The sequence below is a fragment of the Caballeronia udeis genome (genome assembly GCF_001544555.2).
GTDB classification, from domain to species: Bacteria; Pseudomonadota; Gammaproteobacteria; order Burkholderiales; family Burkholderiaceae; genus Caballeronia; species Caballeronia udeis.
In genome coordinates, this window is sequence record NZ_FCOK02000008.1 from 164,898 (window position 1) to 188,361 (window position 23,464).

Sequence of the window (23,464 nt, forward strand, 5' to 3'; positions counted from 1 at the left end):
TGGAGCCATGTCCATGGCTCCAGCTGTGCGGGTCTCAAACCGTCCAGTCCAGGATCACCTTGCCGCTCTGGCCTGACAACATGGTCGCGAACGCTTCTTCATAGTCGTCCACGGCGAAACTATGCGTGAGGATAGGGGAGAGATCGAGCCCGCTCTGCAGCATGGCGACCATCTTGTACCAGGTCTCGAACATCTCGCGGCCATAGATGCCCTTGATCTCCAGTCCCTTGAAAATCACCTGGGTCCAGTCGATCGCCATGTGCGCGGGCGGAATGCCAAGCAAGGCCACCTTGCCGCCGTGATTCATCGCTTCCAGCAAACCAGTGAACGCGCTCGGCACGCCGGACATTTCCAGCCCCACGTCAAAGCCTTCGGTCATGTGCAACTCGGCCATCACGTCGCGCAGTGACGCCTCCGACACATTCACCGCCCGCGTCGCGCCCATCTTGCGGGCAAGATCCAGCCGGTAATCATTCACGTCGGTGATCACTACGTTGCGCGCACCCACGTGCCTGGCGATGGCCACGGCCATGATGCCGATCGGCCCGGCACCCGTGATCAACACGTCCTCGCCGACCAGATTGAACGACAGCGCCGTATGCGTTGCGTTGCCGAACGGATCGAAGATAGCGGCCAGATCATCGGAAATTTCCGGCGGAATCTTGAACGCGTTGAACGCCGGAATCACCAGGAATTCGGCGAACGCACCGGGACGATTGACGCCTACGCCCACGGTATTGCGGCACAAATGCCGGCGCCCCGCACGACAGTTTCTGCAGAACCCGCAGGTGATATGCCCTTCACCCGACACGCGGTCGCCGATCGCGAAGCCACGCACTTCCTGCCCCATCTCCACGATCTCGCCAACGTACTCGTGGCCCACATGCATGGGTACGGGGATGGTCTTCTGCGCCCACTCGTCCCATTTCCAGATATGGATGTCGGTGCCGCAGATAGCTGTGCGCGTGATGCGGATCATCACGTCGTTATGACCGACTTCAGGCTTCTTGACGCGCGTCAGCGTCAGCCCCGGGCCACGTTCCAGTTTTGCCAGTGCTTTCATGATTGTTCCGATTAATCCCGATACGTCAGATGATGCCCAGTGAACGGCCGACACGCGCGAACGCATCCACCGCGCGATCGATCTGCGCCGGCGTGTGCGCGGCGCTCATCTGCGTGCGGATACGGGCGCGGCCCTTCGGCACCACCGGGAACGAAAACCCGATCACGTAGACGCCCTCATGCAGCAGCGCGTCCGCCATGCGCGACGCGACCTGGGCGTCGCCGAGCATGACCGGGATGATCGGATGTTCGCCGGGAACGAGCGTGAAACCGAGCTTGCTCATGGCGTCGCGGAAATGGGCGCCGTTGGCACGGACGCTGGCGCGCAGTTGGGCGCCTTCGTCGCTCGCCAGCAGGTCGAGCACCTTGAGCGTGGCGGCGGCAATGCTGGGCGCCAGCGAATTCGAGAACAGATAGGGGCGCGAACGCTGCCGCAGCAACTCCACGATCTCGCGGCGCGCGGCGACATAACCGCCTGACGCGCCGCCCAGCGCCTTGCCCAAGGTGCCGGTGATGATGTCCACGCGAGAGAGCACGCCGCAATGCTCAGGCGTACCGCGTCCGTGTTCGCCGATGAAGCCCACCGCGTGCGAGTCGTCGACCATGACGAGCGCACCGTAGCGATCGGCGAGGTCGCAGATGCCGGCGAGATTCGCGATGATGCCGTCCATCGAAAATACGCCGTCGGTGGCGATCAGCTTGAAACGCGCGCCTGCAGCATCCGCTTCGCGCAGCTTGGCTTCAAGGTCAGCGAGGTCGTTGTTCTTGTAGCGGTAGCGCTTGGCCTTGGATAAACGCACGCCGTCGATAATGCTCGCGTGATTGAGTTCGTCGCTGATGATGGCGTCGGACTCGTCGAGCAGGGTTTCGAACAGCCCGCCGTTTGCATCGAAGCAGCTTGAGTACAGGATGCAGTCGTCGGTTTGCAGGAACGAAGCGAGCGCTTGCTCGAGTTCCTTGTGGACGGTCTGCGTACCGCAGATAAACCGCACCGACGCCATGCCGAAACCGTCGCGGTCGAGGCCCGTTTTTGCGGCTTCGATCAGGCGGGCGTCGTTGGCGAGGCCGAGGTAATTGTTGGCGCAGAAGTTCAGCATGTCGCCGCCGCTCGCGAGCTGGATGTCAGCCGATTGCGGACTTGAGATTACGCGTTCGGTCTTGTAGAAACCGTCTGCGCGAATCTGATCGAGAGTGCTGCGCACATGCGTCAGATAAGAATCATGCATGGATCATGCTCCTGAGTGATACGGACGCCCGACAGAACCCACGATGGATCGGCATCGAGGGACCCCAAGGCAACGCCGTTTAGACGATACGGCTGCCAGTATGCAGGAACTGACGTCAGGCATGAAGCAAAATGCCGATTCAGGGTAATCAGAGCACCGCGTACCAGCCTCTATCCACATGATGATCTGGCCATTCACATCACGCGACGCGGGCAAGGAGAGATACACGGCCGTGCCCTCGGGTTTGCCCCAGCTTTGCGACGGATTGCTGCTATGCATCCGTGCATTGAACGCGGCGTTTATAGCACCCCGAAGCCGTCTTACTTCACCACTACCTTCACGTCGAAGTACTTCGATCCCAGCTTGTCGATGGTGCCGTCGGCCTTCAGGTCCGAGAGCGCCTGATCAAGGGCATCTTTCAGCGTGTGGTTATTTTTCGCCACGCCGAAACCCACCCCCGCGCCCAGCAGTTTCTCGTCGGCCACAGCGGGTCCGGCGAACGCAAAGCCCGCACCCTGCGGCGTCTTCAGAAAACCTTTCGATGCCGCTTCCGCGTCCTGGAACGCCGCATCCAGACGGCCCGCCGCGAGGTCCGCATACACCTGGTCCTGCGCCTGGTACGACACCACATCAATACCGGCCGTCGCCCACTTGGCCTTCGCGTAGGTTTCCTGGATCGACCCTTGCAGCACGCCAACGTGCGCGCCCTTCAGGCCGTCGACGGTGGGCAGGATCTTGCTGCCTTTCTTCGCGATCAACTGGTTCGGGATTGCGTAGATCGGATTCGTGAAGTTGATGGCTGCCTTGCGCTGGTCGGTGATGGTCATGTCCGAATTGATCGCGTCGAACTTGCGTGCCTGCAAGGCAGGGATCAGGCCGTCGAACGAGTTCTCGACCCACACGCATTTGACCTTGAGCTTCGCGCATACGGCGTTGCCGACATCGATGTCGAAACCAGTCAGTTCGCCGCTCGGTGACTTCGATTCGAACGGCGCGTATGACGCCTCGACGCCAAAGCGGATTTCCTTGAGATCCGCCGCCTGCGCGCTTGATGCCGCGAATGAGGTGGCAAACACCGTGGCGGCGGCAACCGCGAAAGCGGCGACTTTATGATTCATCCGGAAAACGGTCTTCAATGCATACCTCTCAGGAGTGGGGCGGTGATTTTATGCGTTTGCACGGCCATTGCCGGCGAACGCGGGATTGGGGGCATAAGGGGGTATAAGCGGATATAGGAGGACATACGCAAGCCAAAAAAAGAAGCTTCAAACAGGCTCACGCGATGAACCGAGCAACGCGCCGCCACGCGGTTCATCGGGCGCCTGTCCGCTATGCTTTTCGATCCAGTTACGGCGTTCCTCACGCGGTGTCACGCCGAAGCGGTCGCGGTACGCGTTGGAGAAATGCGCCGCCGATGCAAACCCGCACGCGAGGCTGATCTGCACCACCGACTTGCTGGTGCGCTGCAATTGCGTGCGGGCTTTGGTCAGGCGCAGGTTGACGTAATACTTCGACGGCATCGCGCCGAGGTACTGTCGAAACAGCCGCTCGAGCTGGCGTCGCGAGATGCCGACAAGCCCCGCGATTTCATCGGTGGCGAGCGGGTCTTCAATGTTCGCTTCCATCAGTTGCAGCGCGTCGTTCAGCCGCGGATGGCGTTCGCCCGGCGCGGTCACGAACGGAATGCGCTGGCGCTCTTCGCCCGAGCGCAATACGCCAATGCCAAGCGAATCAGCGATCCGTTCCGCGAGGTCGGCGCCCTGGTCGCGGGCGATCATTGCAAGCATGAAGTCGACGGTCGCCTGGCCGCCTGTGCAGGTGGAACGGTCGCGATCGATCTCGAAGATCTGCTGTGTAACGATCGAGCGCTCGAACTCCTCGGCGAACTGCTGATAGGTTTCCCAGTTTACGGCCACCCGGTACGCGCTCAACTGGCCCGCCATCGCGAGCCACCAGACGCCGTGGTGAATGCCGGTCACGCGCGGCGTGCGGCTGCCCACGCGCGCGAGGCTTTGCAGGAAGAGCCGGTAGTCCGCGAATTGCTGATACCGCTCGCTGACCACGATCAGCCAGTCGCAACTGACGGCGTCACCGAACGCGGTGTCGGCCTGAAGTTGCGCCCCCCCCGCGAACGTCAGGGGCCGGCCGTCCCACGAACAGATTTGCCAGTCGTAGAGCGCGTGGCCATCGATCTCGTTCGCGAGGCGCAGGCTGTCCAGGATCATCCCCACGCCGCTCATGGAGCAGGGCGGCAGGACAACGATTGTGACCTTGAGCGGCTTGGCGCCCGGGGCCGGCCCCGGCCCGGGGTTAGCGCTCACGTTCACGCTTAGGCTCACGTGCTTACTTGAGACTACCGGAGAGGAACTGGCGCAGCCGCTCGCTCTTCGGTGCTGTGAGCACGTCGGCCGGCGCACCTTCTTCTTCGGTGCGGCCCTGATGCAGGAACATCACATGGTTCGAGACGTTGCGTGCAAAGCCCATCTCGTGCGTGACCACGATCATTGTGCGGCCCTCTTCGGCAAGCTTCTGCATCACCTTCAGCACTTCGCCGACCAGTTCCGGGTCAAGCGCCGAAGTGGGTTCGTCGAACAGCATGACGTCGGGATGCATGGCCAGTGCGCGCGCAATGGCCACGCGCTGCTGCTGTCCGCCCGACATGTGCGACGGATATTGCTTTTCAATGCGAGGCGCGAGCCCGACCTTCTCGAGGTACATCCGTGCGCGCTCCTCGGCTTCCTTCTTCGAGAGACCGAGCACATGGCGCGGCGCTTCCATCACGTTTTCCATGGCGGTCATATGCGACCACAGGTTGAAGTGCTGGAACACCATTGCGAGCTTCGTGCGCACCCGCTGCAATTGCTTGCGGTCGGCCACGTCATGGTTGCCCGCGCGGTCAGGCTTGACGAGCACCGTCTCGCCGTCCACCACGATCTGTCCTGCGTTCGGCCGTTCGAGAAAGTTGATGCAGCGCAGGAACGTGCTCTTGCCCGACCCGCTCGCGCCGATGATGCTGATGACGTCGCCCGCGCGTGCGGAAAGCGATACGCCCTTGAGCACCTCATTGTCGCCGTAGCGCTTGTGAATATCCTGCGCGACCAGTTTCGTCGCTGCATCTTTGGCGGTTGGCTCCAACTCATACTCCCGGGGTGGTTGACTGAACTGCGGTTTAAACCAAGGTGATCCGCGAGGGAATCCTTGCAAGGCGCCGATTTTAATTCATGTCCTTCAACGGCGACTCGGGCCCAGATAACCAAGCCAGCGCTTTTCCGCACGCCTGAATGCGCCGATCAGCACGAACGACACGGACAGGTAGATCAGCGCCGCAAGCCCGAACGACTCGAACGATTGATAGGTGGCCGAGTTGGCGTCGCGCGCGACCTTCAGGATGTCCGGCACGGTCGCGGTGAATGCGACGGTTGTGGCGTGCAGCATGAGGATCACTTCGTTACTGTACAGCGGCAGCGAGCGTCGCAGTGCCGAAGGCAGGATCACGCGCCGGTACACCGTGAAGGTGCTCATGCCGTATGCACGCGCCGCTTCCACTTCGCCGTACGGAATCGAGCGGATCGCACCGGCGAAAATCTCGGTGGTGTACGCGCAGGTATTGAGTGCGAAGGCCAGTATCGCGCAGTTGAAACCGCTGCGAAAAAATGCTTCCAGCAGCGACTGCGAGCGCACGAATTCGAGACTGTACATGCCGGTGTAGAGCAGCAGCAACTGCACGTAGAGCGGCGTGCCGCGAAACACGTAGGTGTAGAGCCGCACCGGCGTGGCGAGCCAGCGGTTCTTCGAAACACGGGCGCAGGCAAGCGGCACCGCCGCGATAAAACCCAGCGCAAGCGAGCTTGCCAACAGCCACAAGGTCACGACGAGACCCGAGGCGCGCATGCCGTCGGAGTAAAGAAACGGGCGCCAGTAATCGGCAAGTATCTGGATCATGATGGTCGCTGTTCCCTTTTGCTCAGAGCTCGGCGTGCCGCACGCCGGTGGAATAGCGGCGTTCGAGATACAACAGAACGATGTTCGAGACAGTCGTGATGGCGAGATAGGCCGCCGCCGCGACCATGATGAAGAAAAACATCTTGTAGGTGCTTTTGCCGGCGTCTTGTGCGGCCTTGACGATATCGGCGAGGCCGATGATCGATACCAGCGCCGTCGCCTTGATCAGCACCTGCCAGTTGTTGCCGATCCCCGGCAGCGCAAAGCGCATCATCTGCGGAAACAGGATCCGAACGAACACGCGCACGCCGCTCATGCCGTAGGCGCTACCGGCTTCCAGCTGGCCGCGCGGCACCGCGAGAAACGCGCCGCGAAAGGTTTCGGTGAAGTAGGCGCCGTAGATGAAGCCGAGCGTGAGGACACCCGCCGTGAAGGGATCGATGTCGAACTGGTCCAGGCCCAAAGCATCGGTCAGGTGATTGACGGCAATCTGGATGCTGTAGAAAAGCAGGAGCATCAGGACCAGGTCGGGCACCGCGCGAATCAGCGTCGTGTAGGCGGTGGCGAGGCTGCGCGTGACGCGGTTGCGCGATAGCTTGGCGCTTGCACCCGCGAGCCCGAGCAGGATGGATACCGCGAGAGACAGGACCGCGAGCGCGACCGTCTGTTTTGCGCCCGCCAGCAGCAGTGGACCATAGCCGTAAAGGAACAAGTGCATGTCTCCGTCTGTTGAAGGGGTCGTACGGGCATGCGCCTGATCACGACGGCATTGCCCGGACGACTGGCGCCGATAATCACCAGCGAAAAAGAATTGCTCAAACGGGGCAGAGGCTGTTTATTGCGCTGCAGCAAATGTATCCACCGATGGGTCATCGATGCGTATTGCGGACAATGAACCGTGGGACAGGGGCTTCGGTCGGGTTGCGGCTTTCGTACGACATGACGCTGCACGTTGACTGCCGAGCGGAATCCACGGGTTTTGCGTCGCTTTTCCGATAGAAACCAGGAGGCCCTGGAAAGCGCTTTGGCGGGGGCTGGGCGGAAAAAATCCGCTCGCTCGATTCATCGTGGATGAAGACGCGGAGAAAAATGCGTGTCCGCTGTTCAGAGTGCGTGAAGCAGCTTGAGCCCGTAGGCGCCGTGAAACCAGACGTGGTCTACAGCCAGGGCTGCGGCGATCCACGCGGCGCCGACGATCAACGCGTCGCAGCGGCCGCTGTTCCACCAGTTCAGGGAATGTCGCGAGACGAGCCACGGCACGCCAAGGGGGTTGGGCCAGTCGGCGAAGAGATGCATCAAGCCCCCGCAGGCAAAACCGAAACCGACGGCGGCCCATGGGTGGACCCCAAGCAGGTGGTATGAAACGGCGAGCAGTGCAACCCAGCCAACGCCCCAATGCGTGAGCGTGCGGTGCGTGATCCATAACCTTCGCGCCCGCGTCCACCACGCCACTTCAAGCCAGTCCGGCGCGGTGCCGCCGAACACGCCTGCACAAAAACTGAGTACGCCCCAGACGTGATACGGACCGGCTGCGCCGGCCTTGCTGACGACCGCGGCAGCGATAAGACCTGCTGCCCAACCGGTCGCGTGATGCGCGTTGCTCGAAGCCATGAAGAGATGCCGCGTGTAGCGAATGAAATGAAGCTGCGCATGTTGACACAAGAGTTGCGTAGTGTGCGCAATGTTCGCGAGGATCGGGCACGTTCGGGTGCTTGCGGATTTGTCAGGAGACGCGCGCGGAGGAGCGCTAGCGGGTAAGGCGGCGCCGGCCGCTCAAGTCCGGGTTCGGACTTCAGGCAGGGGCCGGGCGCGTGATTTGCTGTTTGAAGATGTCGCCACCTTTTACTGATGCCATGTTCCGTTTGGTGCATGAACAAGGAGCAATCATGCTGACGCAGGCGTTCGAAACAATTCTCGCGCTGTTTTCCCTCGGCTTTCTCCAACTGTCGGCGTTTACACCGCTCAGTGTGGCGCAGGGGTTTGGATCGGTACTGGGAATTCTTGTCGGCATCGCGATTCCGTCAGGCATGGCAATGACGACCCGCAAGCAGTTGGAAAGGCTTTGAAAATTTAGCGAGGAATGGCCGCGGGATCCGTTTGGAATTCAGGCACGCGCTGCCGCATAACGGCGCGCGACTTCAGTCCAGTTGATCACGTTATAAAACGCGGCTATGTACTCCGGCCGCGATTCTCATACTTCAGGTAGTACGCATGTTCCCAGACATCCAGCCCGAGAACAGGGTGATTGCCTGACATCAATCCCGCCATCAGCGGACTGTCCTGATTACACGTATTTTCCACGACGAGGCGTCCCTGCTTGTCGACGCAAAGCCACGCCTGGCCGCTGTCCCGACATGAGTGCGCTCGCCAGTGCGGTGAAATCCAGAGCGGGATGATGGCTGACGTGCGTCGAGCAACCTGCGTCCCGATTGTCAAAGCGAATCACGTGATAGCCTCGTGCTGCCAGGTCCAGGCAAAACGGAGTTGTCCAGCCTCTTGAGACCACGCTTGAGGCGGGGAGATGGCGGCTAGCGGCGCACTGATATCCATCGATAACCAGGAGAGGCAGTTTGGATTTTCTACAGCGGGAAGTCTTGACGGCGGCGTTGCATGAGCAGAGCGCTGCAATGGCCGTGTTTATCACAGGCAAAAACGTGCCGGTTCCCTGGGGCATTGCGGCCGGGATGGCGGATTCGTCCACTGCAAGGCCGCTGACCGTCGACACGCCGCTGCGGGTCGCCAGCAATACCAAGACCTTTGTCGCCGCCACGGTGTTGCGCTTGTGGGAGCAGGGCATGATCGTTCTCGAGGCGCCTATCGCCGCGCTGCTTGCGCCAACGCTTGAGCGCTTGCTGGCATCCCGCGGATACCGCACCGACACGATCACGGTCCGCCATCTCCTGAGCCATAGCGCCGGCATATACGATCACGCCGACGACCCGCGTTATTTCAAGGCGGTGCTCGCGAACCCCACGCATCACTGGACGCGTGAGGAGCAGGTTGGCCTGTCCTGCCACTACGCTGGGCCGACCAATGCGCCGGGAAAGGAGTACCGGTATTCCGATACGGGGTATGTGCTGTTGGGTGACATCGTCGAGCGCGTAACACAAGCGCCGCTGGCGGAAAGCGTTCGGCATCAGTTGCGTTTTGACGAGCGTGGGCTCGCATCAACATGGTGGGAGATGGTTGAGTCTCAACCCGCGGGGACGCAGGCATGCGCGCGCCAGTTTCTCGACGACGAGGCCGTAACCGATGTCACCCATCTCAGCGCGACGCTCGATCTTTATGGCGGCGGAGGGTTGGTCATGTCGGTTCGTGATCTTGCCACGTTCCAGCAGGACCTCTTCGAGAACCGCGTGTTCGATAATCCAGGCACGCTCGCGGAGATGCTGCGCCAAGGTGACCATGAGGGCGCTGAGGAATATCGGCTGGGTATGTCAGTGAAGCGCGTGGGTGGACGGGAGTGTTATTCGCATGCCGGGTTCTGGGGAACCGCGGTTTATTACTCACCGCATGCCGGGGTATCGGTTGCAGGCTTTACCACCCACCGTGCCGGGCGGCCGGCGCTGGTCGAGCTTTTGGAGCGCGCGGTGCGCGCGGCTGCGGAAGGGGGCGAAGAGCAAGATTAGAAAGGCGGGACATCATGCAGATGAATATTTATGCAATGAGTCTTGCTAATAAAATACTTCGTTATGCTGGGCAATTTATCAACGATCGATGCAGGCGCCGGATTGGGCGCCTGCACGTGGCCTGATCAGCGAAAGACTAAGCGCCGCTACCACCCACGGTCCGAAGGCTCTTCCATTGCCCCTGCTGCACCTGGAACAAAGTATAGGGCGGCTTGATCAAGTCGCCGTAGGGATCGAACGCAATCTTGCCGGTGATGCCTGTCACGGTGACCTTCGCCAGGCTGTCCGTAATCTTCTGCCGATCAAGCGAATTGGCGTTTTCAATGGCCTTTATCATCGCCAGCGCGGCGTCATACGCAAACGGCGCATAGAGTTCGACGTCCTGGTTGAAGCGGGCCTTGTACCGCTTGCCGAAGTCCTGGGCCGCAGGCAACTTGTCCAGCGCAGGACCCGGCTCCAGATCTTGCGTGCCTTCGCCGGAGGGGCCGGCGATCTGCAGGAACGCGTTGCTCTTGAGCGCACCCGCACCAAAGAGCTGCGCCTGCATGCCGAGCGAACGCATCTGTTTGACAAGCATTGCCCCTTGCTCGTCCAGGCCGCCGAAGAAGATCATGTCGACGTTCTTGCTCTTCAACGTGGTCAGGACCGCGCGAAAGTCGACGGCTTTGTCATTCGTGAACTCGCGGTCGACAATATTGCCGTTCGCTTCCTTTACGCCCTTCTCGAAGGCGTCCGCCAAGCCTTGCCCGAACGCCGTGCGGTCGTCGATGATGCCAATTCGCTTCGCCTTCATTTGCTCGACGACGAAGTGACCCGCGACAACACCGCCAATACCATCGTGGCCCATCGTTCGGAACACATTCTTGAAGCCTTGCTTCGTCAGTTGCGGATTGGTCGATCCCGGCGTGATCATGGCGACGTCGGCCTGATGGTAGACCGCCGATGCCGGAATGCTGCACCCCGAGTTGTAGTGGCCAATCACACCAACAACACCGTCGTCGACCAGCTTCTGGGCGGCCTGGATTGCAAAGCGCGGATCGGCCTGATCGTCCTGCACGTCCAGGACGAACTTCACCGGCTTGCCGTCGACGGTCGGATTCTTCGCGTTCTCCTCGTCGAGCGCGAGTTGCGCGCCGTATTGCAAGTCCTTGCCGACGCGCGCGACCGGTCCCGTTAGCGGCGCGGCAAAACCGATCTTGACCACCTCCGGTTCGGCTCCGTATGAAGGCACATGCGCGCCTATCATCCCAAGTGCAATTGCGACAACCAGGTTTCGACGTTTCATGATGTCAGTCCTTGTCTCATGGAGACTGCTGCGGTGGTTAAAAACGACTTGGGCTATAGGGATTCAGGTCGAACGGAGGAGTGCGGCCGGCCACGAGATCGGCCACTACGCTGCCCGTCACGCCGCCTAGCGTGACGCCCAGATGCTGATGTCCGAACGCATAGACCACGCGCGGCGAAGCGCTTGATCGCCCGATCACCGGCAAGCCATCCGGCAGGCTTGGCCGGAAGCCGAGCCAGGTGCTGTCGGGCTGAGGCAGGCCGGGTAGCGCTTGTTGCGCGGAAGTAGTCAGCAAGCTTAGGAGCGCCGGATTTTTCCGCGGCCCGAAGCCACCGAGTTCGACTGTGCCGGCGGCGCGGATGCCGCCTGTCATCGGCGTCATGTAGAAGCCGCGTTCGGCCCAGCCGCAGGGGCGGGAAAGCAGATGCGACGTGAAGGGAAAGTGCACGTGATAGCCGCGCTCCGTGTCGAGCGGAACGCGGTCGCCGCATTGCCGCGCCAAGCGTTTCGAAAATGCGCCGGTGCAGACAATCACGTGTTCGGCGCCATGCGTGCGGCCGGTTTCATCGATGAGATGCACGCCGTTGCGTTGCGGCTCGATGGTGTTGATGGCGACTCGCTCGTGCTGAAGACCCTGGGCCAGCATCGACGCATGCAGCGCCTGTAGAAAGCCGCGCGGGTCACTGAGAAACCAGCTGCCGCTGAACAGGGTGCCGTGCTCGAAGATCGGTGCGAGACCAGGTTCGATCCGGCGGATACCGTCCCGATCGACGGTGTCGAACTGCACGCCGAGCGAGCGGCGCAAGTCGAGTGACGGCTGTGCTGCCTTGAACGATCCCGGGTTCGAGTAAAGATACAGGCACTCACGCTGCTGCACGAAGCTCGCAAGCGTGCTTGTGGCCAGCATCTCCCGGTAACCTTCGAACGCTCGCGACAAGATGCTGGCGAGCGCGCGGGCGCTGTGTTCGTAGCGGCTCTGCGTTGCGCTCAGCATGAAACGCGCGAGCCAGGGAGCAAGTTGCGGCAGGTAAACCCAGCGAATCCGCAACGGACTCGTCGATGAAAACAGAAAGCGCGGCAGGTTGCGAAACACGTCCGGGTTGTTGACCGGGATGCATCCGTAGTTCGCAAAGGTGCCGGCGTTGCCGTACGACGCCGCTTCGCCCGGGCCTTGCGGGTCGAGGAGCGTCACGCGATGCCCGTCGCGGATCAGCCAGTACGCGCACGACAAGCCGATGAAACCCGAGCCCAGGACAGCGACTTCAGCCATTATTTCTTCCCGTGGGTGGCAGTGGTGCCCAATGAATGTGCCGATGACGGTTGATGTGCCACGCGTGTCTCCTCCTGTAATACAGTTCGGGACCGTGCAGGCAGTGCATTGCCAGACAAACGATGTAGACATGCTCACACAAAGTTTTTTTGTGTGCAATTGATTTGTCTTTGTGTGGACTTAGGGAGTTTCCCTGAATCCGTGCGGATTTTTGTGCTGATTGTGCGCGAATCCCTGTACGCTGAGGGTGCTTAAAAGGCTTGCCTTGTGCCGAAGCGTGCGGATTGCGACTCGCCGGGGCCAGGATGTATCGGCTCAATGAGTTTTTGTATGGAGATATGGGTTGAATGAAGATTGAAAAGAGCCACACAAACGCGGTCGATAACCTTCAGACAAAGAGGCGCGAGGCCACGTATCTCGAGGTGTCGCGCACGTTGGAAGAAAAGGTGCGCAACGGCCTGTACCCGCCCGGTAGCCGGCTGCCGCCGCAACGCGACCTGGCTGCGGAACTTGGCATCAATGTGTCGACCGTATCGCGGGCATACAAGGAATTGCAGGCGCGCGGACTGATTGTGGCGAGCAAGCGGCGCGGCTCGATCGTGACGGGCGGGGCGATGCCGTCGGTGCACGGCACGTTGGCGCGCGGCGCGAACGGCGAAGCAGCGTCGAATGCGGTGATCGACCTGACTGTCAACCGTCCTGCCACGGGTGAATTCCTGACGCAGCTTGCGCGGACGATGGCGAGCGTCGCGCGCGATTCACGTTTTCCGGAGACGCAGGAGTACCAGCCGCCGCAAGGCCCCGACTGGGCGCGCGCAGCCGGGGCGCGATGGATGACGGCACCGGGCTTTACGCCAACGCCGGACAACGTAGTCGTCACGAGTGGTGCGCAACATGGTCTGTATGCAGTCTTGAGTAGTCTGATGGGGCACGACGGTGTGATCCTCTCGGACCAGTTGACTTACTACGGGCTGAAGGCGCTTGCGCCGGTGTTCCAGTTTGAACTCGTCGGCATTCCGAGCGATCACGACGGTTTGCTGCCGGACCAGCTCGAGGACGCATGCCGGCGCATGCGCGTGAAGGCGATCTTCACCGTGCCGAATCTGCAGAACCCGACCGTAGTCACAATGAGCCTTGCGCGGCGCACCGCGCTCGTCGAGATCGCGCGCCGGCATCACATTGCCATTATCGAAGATGACGTCTACGGGCCTTTGGTGAGCACGCGTTTGCCTACCATCGCGAGTCTTTGTCCGGAGCTGACGTTCCATGTTGCTTCAACGTCGAAGATCCTGGCGCCGGGACTGCGAGTGGGCTACGTGCTTACGCCACCCAATGGCGCTGCGCTCGCAGCCGAGGCTGTGCGCACTACGGCCTGGATGCCCGCACCGCTGTCGACCCTCATCACCACACGGTGGATCGAGGACGGCACCGCCAGGACCATTCTGGATGCACAGCGCACCGAGTTGGCTGCGCGGCAGGAACTCGCGCGCGACCTGTTGCCGGAAGAGCACCTGAATAGCGACCCGGCATGCATGTTTGTCTGGATGCGCGTGCCGGCGCCGTGGCGTTCCGACGATTTCGCGGCGAATGCGCTCGCTCGCGGCGTTAGCGTCATGCCCGCATCGGCGTTCGCCGTGGATCGCTCGACGATCGAGCATGGCGTGCGGATCAACCTTGCGTGCGCGACCTCGCGTGACCAGCTGGCGAGTGCATTGCAGATCGTTGCGCAAACGCTGCGCGACAGGCCGCGGGCGTTGTTCGGCACCATCTAGTTCAAGTCCGGGAGGCCGCGCTTTGCATCGGGCAACAAGCTCACCGGGACACCAGCCGAATTCGAAGCGGCAGTGCTCGGCTCCAGGACGCATTTCGGTACGGTCAGCGTCGATCAGGCTGAAAAGACGATTACGTTTTCGGTCAGGGAGCTTCGTTTTCGAACTGGGAAGGAGAGCGCCAGACGCGACGTTACGAATTGAAAGGGGATGAACCGAGCTATCGCCTGGCCGCCCGGCCGGACGGGAATGTCCCGATCTCGGTCTGGAAGCGGATGCGTTAGGGCGTGGTTTCGTCGGTTCGATGGGGACGGAGGACTCGGGTCGTGGGGCCGTTCGGCTGGCGCATCGCCAGATATATCAACACCGTTGCGATGATATGAAATGAAAGAGCGACGCGCCACGCCGCGTCGCTTGCCTTGGACGGGAAGTGCCAGGCGGGCTAACGCGGCGCATCAAATAGCGATTCGCCTTTTATCCCTCTCGCCTGCATCAACCGTTCGATTTCAGCGAGTACCGCGGGATCCTCGATCGTGGCGGGGATTGGCCCGGTCTTGCCGTCCGCAATCTGAACCAATGAGCGCCTGAGGATCTTTCCCGAGCGGGTTTTTGGCAAGCGTTTCACCACGAACGCCGCCTGTATGGATGTTACTGCGCCGAGATGCTCGCGTACGGCCTGCACCGCTTGCGACTCGGCCGCTGAGGGATCAATGTCGGCACCGTCCTTGAGCACCATGAATATGACGGGTACCTGGCCCTTCAGTGGATGTGACATGGCAACGACCGCACATTCAGCAACGGGCGCGAGCCTTGCCACGATTTCTTCGATCGCCCCCGTCGAGAGGCGATGGCCCGCGACGTTGATGACATCGTCAGTACGTCCCATCACATGAACAAAGCCATCGGCGTCGATGTATCCGGCGTCTCCCGTGTCATACCAACCTGGAAATCGCGCGAAGTATGAGCTTTCATAGCGCAAGTGGGCGTTCCAGATGCTCGTCATGACGCCCGGCGGCAACGGCAGCGCGCAGACGATATTGCCAGACACCCCACCGGGAACTTCGTTGCCGTCGTCATCGATACAACGCACGTCCCATCCGGGCATCGCGCGGCCCGCGGATCCCCGGCGTCGCTCGCCAGCCGCTTCGTCTTGCGTAGTCGATGCGGCGATAGCCCACCCAGCCTCCGTCTGCCACCAATGATCGATGACAGGCACACCGAGCAGATTCTCCACCCAATTCGCCGTTGGCGTGTCGCAGCGTTCGCCAGCGAGAAACACTGATCTCAAGCTGCTGATGTCGTGGTGCCACCACCGCTTTCCCATGATGGATTCCTGCAGAAAATTACCTCCCGGATCTTCTTTTCGTATCGCGCGTAACGCGGTCGGTGCGGTGAACAGAACATTCACCCTGTGCTTGGCGATGACGCGCCAAAAAGATGCAGGGTCGGGTGTACCGACGGGTTTGCCTTCATATAGGACAGTGGTACATCCGTTGAGCAGGGGACCATACGTCATGTAGGAGTGGCCCACCACCCAGCCGATGTCCGAGGCCGCCCAGAACACGTCACCCGGCAGACACCGGTAGATATTGTTCATCGACCACATGAGTGCGGTCATGTAGCCACCGGTGTCGCGGACGATACCCTTGGGTGCGCCCGTGGTCCCGGACGTGTGCAGGATGTAGAGCGGATGACTCGACGCAACAGGGACAGGGCTGGTCTCGTGAGCCACGCGCATGGCGGCGTCCCAGTCGATATCCTCGGGTTTCAACGCGACAGACGCGGTTTCGCGTTGGTAGACTATGTTCGTCCCGTGCCATGCCGCCAACTCAATTGCTTCGTCCACCTTCTCCTTGTATGGGATGCGGCGCTTGCCTTCAAACCCGCACGACGCGGTGATGACCACCTTGGGAAGGGTATTGCGCAGCCGCGTCGCAAGTTCGTTGGCGGCGAACCCGCCGAAGACAACGCAATGCGTTGCTCCGATGCGCGCACACGCCAACATGGCGATGATCGCTTGCGGAATAACGGGCATGTAGATGACGACGATATCGCCTAAACGCACTCCCTGGCGTTGCAACACACTTGCGAACTTCGCCACCTGATCGGTGAGCGCAGAGTACGTGATCGTCTGCGCCATCCCGGTCACCGGACTTTCATAGGCGATGGCGACCTGTTCACCGCGGCCAGCCTCGACATGCCGGTCAAGGCAGTTATAGCTCGCGTTGGTGAATGCCCCATCGAACCATGAGAAGCGGTGGCCCGGCTGCTCCACAAGCACCTCGTCCCATGTCTTGATCCAGTTCACGTGCGTCGCTGCATTTGCCCAGAAGGCTGGTGCGTCCGCCTTCCAATCGTCTCGAACCTCTTTGTAATTCATGGCGTCTCCTGCAGGCTCCTGTTGCTTGTGAGAAATCACGCTTCAAACTATCTCTGCCCGCTTGGATGGCAGTTCTGGGAGATCGACCATGACAGGTGCGCCAGGTACCGTACAGCCTTGAGAGCAGCATTTTCCGGGCTGGGTATTCCGGGTGATCGCGCGATCCGGATCCTCCGTCAGCCCGCGATTCAACAGTCGTTCGACGAGCTTCACTTTCGAGCCAACCGGATAGTTGCGATAGATCTCCCGCTTCATCGCTTCCGGCGAACCTCCTCCGTGGAGACTGATAACTGAATACCATCCACCCTGATAAGAGGCGGTCAGGTCCTCGACGAATCGGGCGGTCTCGATCCTCTTGTCGTACGGAATGTCCGGGTTTGCGCGCAGGACGTCCTGCAGCGTGGCCGCGGTCAGCGGGTTGTGGTCTTCGTCGGGCCCCGGCAGGGCAACGATAAGGCCACCCGAGACGTAGTGAGCGATCTTGTGCATGTCATAGATTTGCGTCGCCAGCAGCAGCTTGCCGATGTTGGAGAAAACGTGATCAGGGACAAAGCTCTGCGCCGCCTTGTCCTGCGTTGCATACACTGAGGCTGCGACGCCGCACGCATAAAAGCCTTCTGTGATCTTGATGAGCTCAACCATCTGGTCACGCAGGTGGTGTTCCTCACCCGGATCGAAACCATTCGCTTCGCACATGAGGGCTCCCGCGCCGATCAGCAGGTCGCCGAAACCTGCCCGTGCACCGATGCAGCTATGCCGGTGATGGGTCGCGTAGTTATAGGTCATATAGCCGCTGTGCTCCCAATCACCCGCGTAGAACACGCGGTCCCAAGGCACGAACACATCCTGGAAGACCACGACGCCCGTCGACTGGCCGTACTTGTTCGAGAACAGTGCCGCCTTCTCGCCGGGCCGGCCTGCGGGGCGCGCGATGATCGTGACGCCGTCCGCATCGACTGGAACAGCGCAGCACACCGCGAAATCTGCGTCTTCCTTGCCCATGTTCCGGCACGGCATGACGAGGAACTCATGCATGTACGGCGCCCCGGTGACAATGGCTTTCGTGCCGGAAATCCGAATGCCCCTGCCATCACGATGTGTGATGTGAACGTAAGCATCGAGATTGCCCTGCTGGTGAGGTTTCTTGCTGCGATCGCCCTTTGCATCGGTCATCGCGACACCCAGTGTCAGGTCGCGGTCTTGTACGTCGTGCAGATAAGCGGTGAAGCGATCGCGATGTTCGGTCGTACCCTTTGCGTCGTCGAGCCGTGCTGAGACCTGATGAATCGCGTTGAGTGCGTCGTGCGTCAGATAGCGTTGTGCACATCCAGTCTCCTGGCACACCAGACGGACCGCTTCGAGCTTGTTCAGCAAGTCGCCACTGCTGGTGTTGATATGCAGAAGGCGATTGACCGTTTTGCCGCTGCTGCCCTGAGTAGCTGTCATGATCGGCTCGAACTCCGCTCGTAGCGCGTAGTCGTAAGTCAAACCCACGGCATTGACGCCGGGCCGGAATGCCGGTTCGTCAACCACCGACTCAACGCGCCGGCCATCGACAAAAACCTTCGGACGATACTGACGGAGCGACTCTTCGTAGTCGTGTGCGGACATCAACATGTGGGGTCTCCTGTGGAGTGATTGAACATGGTTAATTTAAATTAAACACTGTTTAATTTATTGTCAAGTGTTTGATTCCGTGCGACGATGTGCACCATTGAAAGGAAAACCATGAACCTTGCGGAAGATGAACGAGCACAACAGCGCCGCGATCGGCAGGCGGTAGTGAGTGACGCCAAACGGGCGCATATCCTGTCTGCTGCGCGAGAGGTGTTCGAGGAACGCGGTCTGGATGGGGCGAGCATTCGCGAGATAGCCAAGCGCGCGGGCTACACGCCGGGCGCGATCTATTCCTACTTTGATGCGAAGGAAGAAATCTACGGAGCGCTGCTGGGTGAATCGCTGGAGCGCTTGAATCATGTCGTGGCTGACGAGGTCAAGGGCTTGCGGTCGGTCCCGAAGCGGGCTGAGCGCGCCGCCATGGCGTTCTACGACTTCTACGCATCAAACCCGCGCGACCTTGATCTGGGTTTCTATCTTTTTGGCGGGATGCGACCCCACGGATTGACTCCCGAACTGAACGGGACCTTGAATGGCCGGCTGCGCGACTCGCTCGCGCACTTCGAAGACGCGCTGCGGGCGCTGGGTGCGACAGAACAAGTCGCACGATCGGAAGTCACCGCATTTTTTGCGCACTGCGTCGGACTATTGATCCTGGAGAACACGCGAAGGATCAAGATGTTCCAGGAAGATTCCGCAATACTCTGCGCGGCCTATGTGTCGCAGGCGGTAGAGCGGGTCCGTTCATCAAGCAAGAAGTAAATGTGGGCGCATCGCGCTCTATCGTTTGGAACAACTCATGGCAATCGAACAAGTAGGCGTCGTTGGCGCCGGCACGATGGGAAACGGCATCGCACAGGTCCTTGCAGTTGCGGGAATCCATGTCGTCATGATCGACGTGTCCAGTGAGGCGTTGGAAAAGGGCGTTGCTACGCTGACCGGAAGCCTCGACAGGCTCGTGTCCAAAGGCAAGATCAATGCAGAGGCGCGCAATGCGGCGCTCGCCCGAATCGACACGTCTGTCGAGTATCAACGTCTCGCCACTGTCGACCTGGTCATTGAAGCGGCCACTGAAAACGCGGAACTGAAGACGCGCGTCCTGAGGCAAATCGAATCGGTTGTGCCGAGCGAAACCATCATCGCCTCCAACACGTCTTCCATCTCCATTACGGCGCTTGCGTCGACCCTGGCCGATCCTTCGCGTTTTATCGGCATGCACTTCTTCAACCCGGTGCCGCTGCTGCCTCTGGTCGAAATCATTCTCGGCTTGCAGACGAGCCATGAGACGGCTGAAGCCGTTCGCGAGCTGACCTTGCGACTCGATAAATCACCGGTCAGCGTGAAGAATTCACCGGGCTTCGTTGTCAACCGCATCCTTGTACCGATGATCAATGAGGCGTTTTTTGTTTTGGCCGAGGGCGTCGCTACGGCGGGAGAAATCGACACCGGGATGAAGCTCGGTGCGAGTCATCCTATCGGGCCGTTGGCGTTAGCGGATCTTATCGGGCTCGATGTCTGCCTGTCGGTCATGGATGTGCTCATGAAGGACTTCGGGGACTCTAAATATCGCGCTTGTCCGCTTCTCCGGGAAATGGTTGCGGCGGGGCACCTGGGGCGCAAAACGCGATATGGGGTCTACCGCTACGAATAGAATTTGGGAAGCATTGACGCTACACGGCCTGCAACATGTGCGCGAGCAAGACGTTGCAAATTGCGGCCGCGAAGTGTCACATGACCCGTACCCCGGTAAAGAAAGGGGCTAGGAAAGTGAAAACGTAGGGAATCCAAGCACCCGACATCAAGCTTTTTCGGAATCAGCTTTATCTTCAAATGTCAGGTTGATCAACGCGTCAATGAAGTTTTTCCTTGCCGCATCATCGAGCGGTCGGAGGCCCAAAATTTCGTCGAACCACAGTCCTTCAACCGCAAAACGTATCAGTTGAGCCGTGGTTTCGGAAAGTCCGTCAGCTCGGAACCATTCGGCCCATTTGTCCAGGTGGCTACCGTATGTCTCGATGAGGGCCGGTTCGATTATCAGGCTTCTTATGAGCGCTTTTGAGGAAGATCCGCCGCCAGTCCATCGTTCATCGAAGCTTGTGCGGATGTATGCGCGCGCCCATGTGCCCTTACTCGAATCGTTACCGACCTCTTTGCGAACCCATAGTTCGAATTGGCTGACTTCATATTCGAGCACGCCTCTTAACAACGCAGTCTTCGTCGGGAAATGATAGAGCAGCCCTCCTTTACTCACGCCGGCTGCCGCGGCCACCTCGGCCAAGGTCAGGGAAAACAACCCCTTCGCCCCAACAATCTCTTCGGTTGCCTTGAAAAGCTTGAGCTTCGTTGCGTCTATCGCGTCCGTTCGGCTGTTTAGATCGTCCAAAGTATCTCCATGTCTTAGTTGCTTACCTAGGATGCCGCATTCTTGAGCGTCCGCCTTGTCCCCGTGCTGCGACTGTCGTAGTCAGTGTGCATCGGGGACCGCCGCGAGGAATTATACTGAACCGGCCAGCCGGTGCAGTTTGCGAAGCCTTAAAAAATGGCTTTGCGTTTTTTTTGTTTTGGTTACTGTACCGGCTGGACGGTACAGTCACTTTCCGCCCAGTTGTCGAAGGCAATTTATAAGAGGAATTTGCATTGCAAGCAGGGTGTACGGAGCGCTTGCAATTGATCGTATTTTCGCATTGCAGGGGCGCCGACCAAGCGCTCTCGAACCGCACTGCAACTGACTTTCTCTCCTCAGGAGCTGTTCTATGCGCTACTTACGCGAGTCAATGATCACGGTCGCGATAACTGTTCTTTTAGGCCATGCCTACCCAAGCCGGGCAGCTAGCCCCGGAACCGACGAGCCAGCGAAAGACGCCGGTTCTATTCCTGCATTTTCAGGAATGGGAAAGCCGCTTCCAGGGTGGGCCTACGGCAAACTCCGCGAAGACTATTGGAAGTACAAATCGGAGCAACCTCTTTTTGTCATCGACGCGTCGAATGTGGACAAGTACGCCGACAGATTGACCCCGGGTCAAATTGCGATGCTCAAGCAGGTAGCTGGATACACGATGCCTGTGTACCCGACGCACCGCGAGTGCGGTCGACCAGATTTCGTCGAGCAAAATACAAAAGAGGGCGCTGGGAAAGCGTCAATCGCTTCGGATGGTTGGTCGTTAGAAAACGCCGTCCTCCCGAGTGTGCCTTTCCCTGCCCCGGTGTCTGGTATCCAGGCGATGTGGAATTTCTTGATGCGATATCAGGGTGTCGGCGTCGAATGGCCAACGGGCTACACCGTAGTTTCTCCTCGTCCCGGGTCTGATGCGCCAATCATCACCCGCTGGAATCAGCTCTTATATTTTCCCTGGGCAGAAAAAGGTCAGCATTCACCTCAAGACGCCAAGGGCCTTTATAACGGCGCCTATTACTTATATTCCGATCCCGCTGCGCTAGCCGGGCAAGGGACGATGCAACGCTATTACTTCAACAAGGATGCGGACACGTACTACTACTTTACCGGTCAACGTCGCGTACGCCGTCTGCCTTCCTACGCCTACGATGCACCGCTTATAGGATACGAAAATCAGTACCCAGCTGATATCTCCTTCATTTTCTATGGGAATCCAGACAGATTCGACTGGAAGCTGGTCGGAAAGAAAGAGATATATGTTCCCTACAACGGTTTCGCGATCCAAAACTTCACGGCCAAGTTGACCGACGCTACCGGGCCGAAGTTTGTGCAACCCTCCATGAGACGATATGAGTTGCATCGGGTCTGGGAGATTGAGGGCACGGTGAAAGCGGGAGTGCGGCATTCGACACCGAAAAAGACTTTATATCTTGATGAAGACAGCTGGATTGCAGCGGTAGGTGACGATTTCGATGGTCAGGGGAAGATATGGAAGGTCAAGGAAAATTACATCACGCCTGAATGGGATCTCGGCGCCTGTGGCTCCGCCGCCTCTATTTACAACGATCTGACTAGCGGCCGATATGTCTTCGACGAAACTGTGGTCGGAACTGGCAAAGATCTCAAATTTTTCCCCCCGGGTTCTGACGATTCCCGGCTGAACGACAGCTTTTTTACAGGTGAGAATCTCGGCGCAATTAGCGACCGTTAGTCATCTAAATTTATATTTTATTTATAGGTTATACGAAGTAATGGATTGATCTGTTTAATTAATTTAGTTGTCCTACTGGCATAGGGGAGGTGATCATGAAAAACAAAAAGATTTGTCTCTGCGGGACGTTTGCGTTGGGGATCGTCGCATCAGGACAAGCCGGTGCCTATACGTTTGACACTGGACTCGGGGATCTCACTGGGTCATGGGTGTCGAACATAACTGCCGGAGCGGGGATTCGTACTAAAGCCCCCAGTTGTGCTCTGACGGGCGACCCGAACGCGAACGGCTGCGGTAGCGCAGCCAACACGGCCCAGTGGGCCAACGGCGACGAGGGTGACCTTAATTACGGTAAAGGTCATGCATTCACCGGCTACACCAGCGTGACGAGTGAACTGCTGATGTTGATGCCAAACGAAGGTTACAAGTTCCTGATCCGCGGCACGGCGATGTATGACTTTCTCGCAGACAGCACCGATCGCACGTCGCTTTCATCCGCAGCAAAGAGCCAGGCGGTGTACAACGTCGAGCTGCTCGACCTGTGGGCGGAAAAGGACTTCCAGATTGCCGACCAGCGTGCTCACGTACGGCTCGGCAACCAGGTGATCAATTGGGGAGAAAGCTATTTCGCGTCGGGTGGTATCAACGCGACCAACTCGCTCGACATCCAGAAGTTGCTCATTCCCGGCACACAGCTGAAACAGGCGCTCCTGCCTGCACCGATGATCAGCTTCGCGAGTAGCTTGCCGGCTGGCTTCTCGACTGAGGACTACTACCAATTTCAGTGGAACGGCAACAGATATCCGCCCGTCGGCACGTACTGGTCGACGTCAAACGTATTCGGACGCGGGGCAGAGCCCGGTTCGCTCAACTCAAATAATATCAACGTTGGCGGTCTCAGCGGCGCCACGATTGCAGGTACTAACAGCAAGAACAGTGGGTTCGTTAACGGCGGTTGTCAACGTACTTGTCGTGTCACTTCAAGCAAACTGCTTTAGTTCTTCCGGCTGCATGCGCTCCGGATTGAGCCAGACTTCATCCTTCAATTCCCAATTACGCGTTGATCGGGACCAACGCCGTGGATTGCGCTCCCTGGCCTCTGCATAAACTGCTTCACGCTGCGCGAGCACTGCGGCGGCTACGCCGTTGTGGCGCTGCGCCGGCGTGACGAATTTCAG

20 protein-coding genes and 2 pseudogenes are annotated in these 23,464 nt (G+C 59.5%); 7 read left to right on the forward strand and 15 right to left on the reverse strand.

The window, feature by feature from the left end:
* Nucleotides 1–34: 34 nt before the first annotated feature.
* The 8 genes from tdh to AWB69_RS08760 form a co-directional block, all read right to left on the reverse strand.
* Nucleotides 35–1,063: an L-threonine 3-dehydrogenase gene (gene tdh / locus AWB69_RS08725; RefSeq protein ID WP_062084383.1), complete on the reverse strand. Its 1,029-nt coding sequence runs from the start codon at nucleotides 1,061–1,063 to the stop codon at nucleotides 35–37.
* A gap of 25 nt (nucleotides 1,064–1,088) precedes the next feature.
* On the reverse strand, nucleotides 1,089–2,288 hold the full coding sequence (locus tag AWB69_RS08730) for a glycine C-acetyltransferase (protein WP_062084384.1): 1,200 nt from the start codon (nucleotides 2,286–2,288) through the stop codon (nucleotides 1,089–1,091).
* 320 nt (nucleotides 2,289–2,608) lie between these two features.
* Complete coding sequence (locus AWB69_RS08735; RefSeq protein WP_062084386.1) at nucleotides 2,609–3,406, reverse strand: ABC transporter substrate-binding protein; 798 nt, start codon at nucleotides 3,404–3,406, stop codon at nucleotides 2,609–2,611.
* Between the two features lie 147 nt (nucleotides 3,407–3,553).
* Nucleotides 3,554–4,528, reverse strand: coding sequence for a GlxA family transcriptional regulator (locus tag AWB69_RS08740; protein WP_062084440.1), 975 nt, complete (start codon nucleotides 4,526–4,528; stop codon nucleotides 3,554–3,556).
* Between the two features lie 103 nt (nucleotides 4,529–4,631).
* A complete protein-coding gene (locus AWB69_RS08745) occupies nucleotides 4,632–5,423 on the reverse strand; it encodes an ABC transporter ATP-binding protein (protein WP_062084387.1) in 792 nt (263 codons plus the stop codon).
* Nucleotides 5,424–5,516: 93 nt separating this feature from the next.
* Nucleotides 5,517–6,230: an ABC transporter permease gene (locus AWB69_RS08750; RefSeq protein WP_062084390.1), complete on the reverse strand. Its 714-nt coding sequence runs from the start codon at nucleotides 6,228–6,230 to the stop codon at nucleotides 5,517–5,519.
* 22 nt (nucleotides 6,231–6,252) lie between these two features.
* Entirely contained in the window at nucleotides 6,253–6,942 is a 690-nt protein-coding gene (locus tag AWB69_RS08755; protein WP_062084443.1) for an ABC transporter permease, read from the reverse strand.
* Between the two features lie 392 nt (nucleotides 6,943–7,334).
* Entirely contained in the window at nucleotides 7,335–7,841 is a 507-nt protein-coding gene (locus tag AWB69_RS08760) for a metal-dependent hydrolase (protein ID WP_062084392.1), read from the reverse strand.
* Between the two features lie 275 nt (nucleotides 7,842–8,116).
* Between AWB69_RS08760 and AWB69_RS08765 the strand changes: the two genes are divergently transcribed.
* Nucleotides 8,117–8,296 carry a hypothetical protein gene (locus AWB69_RS08765; protein WP_156528779.1) on the forward strand — a complete coding sequence of 60 codons (180 nt, stop codon included), beginning with the start codon at nucleotides 8,117–8,119 and terminating at the stop codon, nucleotides 8,294–8,296.
* A 103-nt stretch (nucleotides 8,297–8,399) separates the two neighbouring features.
* Here AWB69_RS08765 and AWB69_RS50735 read toward each other — a convergent pair whose 3' ends face one another.
* Nucleotides 8,400–8,531, reverse strand: coding sequence for a Fe-Mn family superoxide dismutase (locus AWB69_RS50735; RefSeq protein WP_407923024.1), 132 nt, complete (start codon nucleotides 8,529–8,531; stop codon nucleotides 8,400–8,402).
* A gap of 269 nt (nucleotides 8,532–8,800) precedes the next feature.
* Here AWB69_RS50735 and AWB69_RS08770 point away from each other — a divergent pair, with 269 nt between their 5' ends.
* Nucleotides 8,801–9,859, forward strand: a complete 1,059-nt coding sequence (locus AWB69_RS08770; RefSeq protein WP_231937034.1) for a serine hydrolase domain-containing protein — start codon at nucleotides 8,801–8,803, stop codon at nucleotides 9,857–9,859.
* 136 nt (nucleotides 9,860–9,995) lie between these two features.
* On the opposite strand, the gene AWB69_RS08775 is transcribed toward AWB69_RS08770, so the two are convergent.
* Nucleotides 9,996–11,105, reverse strand: coding sequence for a branched-chain amino acid ABC transporter substrate-binding protein (locus AWB69_RS08775; RefSeq protein WP_407923026.1), 1,110 nt, complete (start codon nucleotides 11,103–11,105; stop codon nucleotides 9,996–9,998).
* A 76-nt stretch (nucleotides 11,106–11,181) separates the two neighbouring features.
* A complete protein-coding gene (locus tag AWB69_RS08780; RefSeq protein ID WP_062084398.1) occupies nucleotides 11,182–12,414 on the reverse strand; it encodes an NAD(P)/FAD-dependent oxidoreductase in 1,233 nt (410 codons plus the stop codon).
* A gap of 347 nt (nucleotides 12,415–12,761) precedes the next feature.
* Between AWB69_RS08780 and AWB69_RS08785 the strand changes: the two genes are divergently transcribed.
* The gene (locus AWB69_RS08785) at nucleotides 12,762–14,186 is read left to right on the forward strand and encodes an aminotransferase-like domain-containing protein (RefSeq protein ID WP_062084400.1); all 1,425 of its coding nucleotides are present in this window, start codon (nucleotides 12,762–12,764) and stop codon (nucleotides 14,184–14,186) included.
* Nucleotides 14,187–14,625: 439 nt separating this feature from the next.
* On the opposite strand, the gene AWB69_RS08790 is transcribed toward AWB69_RS08785, so the two are convergent.
* Both AWB69_RS08790 and AWB69_RS08795 read right to left on the reverse strand, forming a co-directional pair.
* Nucleotides 14,626–16,563: an AMP-binding protein gene (locus AWB69_RS08790; RefSeq protein WP_062084402.1), complete on the reverse strand. Its 1,938-nt coding sequence runs from the start codon at nucleotides 16,561–16,563 to the stop codon at nucleotides 14,626–14,628.
* Nucleotides 16,564–16,605: 42 nt separating this feature from the next.
* On the reverse strand, nucleotides 16,606–18,180 hold the full coding sequence (locus AWB69_RS08795) for a 4-hydroxyphenylacetate 3-hydroxylase family protein (protein ID WP_062084404.1): 1,575 nt from the start codon (nucleotides 18,178–18,180) through the stop codon (nucleotides 16,606–16,608).
* Nucleotides 18,181–18,291: 111 nt separating this feature from the next.
* Here AWB69_RS08795 and AWB69_RS08800 point away from each other — a divergent pair, with 111 nt between their 5' ends.
* Nucleotides 18,292–18,942 carry a TetR/AcrR family transcriptional regulator gene (locus AWB69_RS08800; RefSeq protein ID WP_062084407.1) on the forward strand — a complete coding sequence of 217 codons (651 nt, stop codon included), beginning with the start codon at nucleotides 18,292–18,294 and terminating at the stop codon, nucleotides 18,940–18,942.
* Between the two features lie 37 nt (nucleotides 18,943–18,979).
* Nucleotides 18,980–19,831 carry a 3-hydroxybutyryl-CoA dehydrogenase gene (locus AWB69_RS08805; RefSeq protein WP_062084409.1) on the forward strand — a complete coding sequence of 284 codons (852 nt, stop codon included), beginning with the start codon at nucleotides 18,980–18,982 and terminating at the stop codon, nucleotides 19,829–19,831.
* 147 nt (nucleotides 19,832–19,978) lie between these two features.
* On the opposite strand, the gene AWB69_RS08810 is transcribed toward AWB69_RS08805, so the two are convergent.
* Nucleotides 19,979–20,563 (reverse strand): TetR/AcrR family transcriptional regulator, encoded by a 585-nt coding sequence (locus AWB69_RS08810; RefSeq protein WP_062084412.1) that lies wholly within the window; start codon nucleotides 20,561–20,563, stop codon nucleotides 19,979–19,981.
* Between the two features lie 370 nt (nucleotides 20,564–20,933).
* On the opposite strand from AWB69_RS08810, the gene AWB69_RS08815 reads away from it, so the two are divergent.
* Complete coding sequence (locus tag AWB69_RS08815) at nucleotides 20,934–22,286, forward strand: DUF1329 domain-containing protein (RefSeq protein ID WP_062084415.1); 1,353 nt, start codon at nucleotides 20,934–20,936, stop codon at nucleotides 22,284–22,286.
* Nucleotides 22,287–22,381: 95 nt separating this feature from the next.
* A pseudogene (locus AWB69_RS08820) lies at nucleotides 22,382–23,239 on the forward strand (DUF1302 domain-containing protein); the annotation flags it as partial.
* A gap of 27 nt (nucleotides 23,240–23,266) precedes the next feature.
* Here the strand turns inward: AWB69_RS08820 and AWB69_RS49245 are convergent.
* Nucleotides 23,267–23,464, reverse strand: a pseudogene (locus tag AWB69_RS49245) (hypothetical protein); the annotation flags it as partial.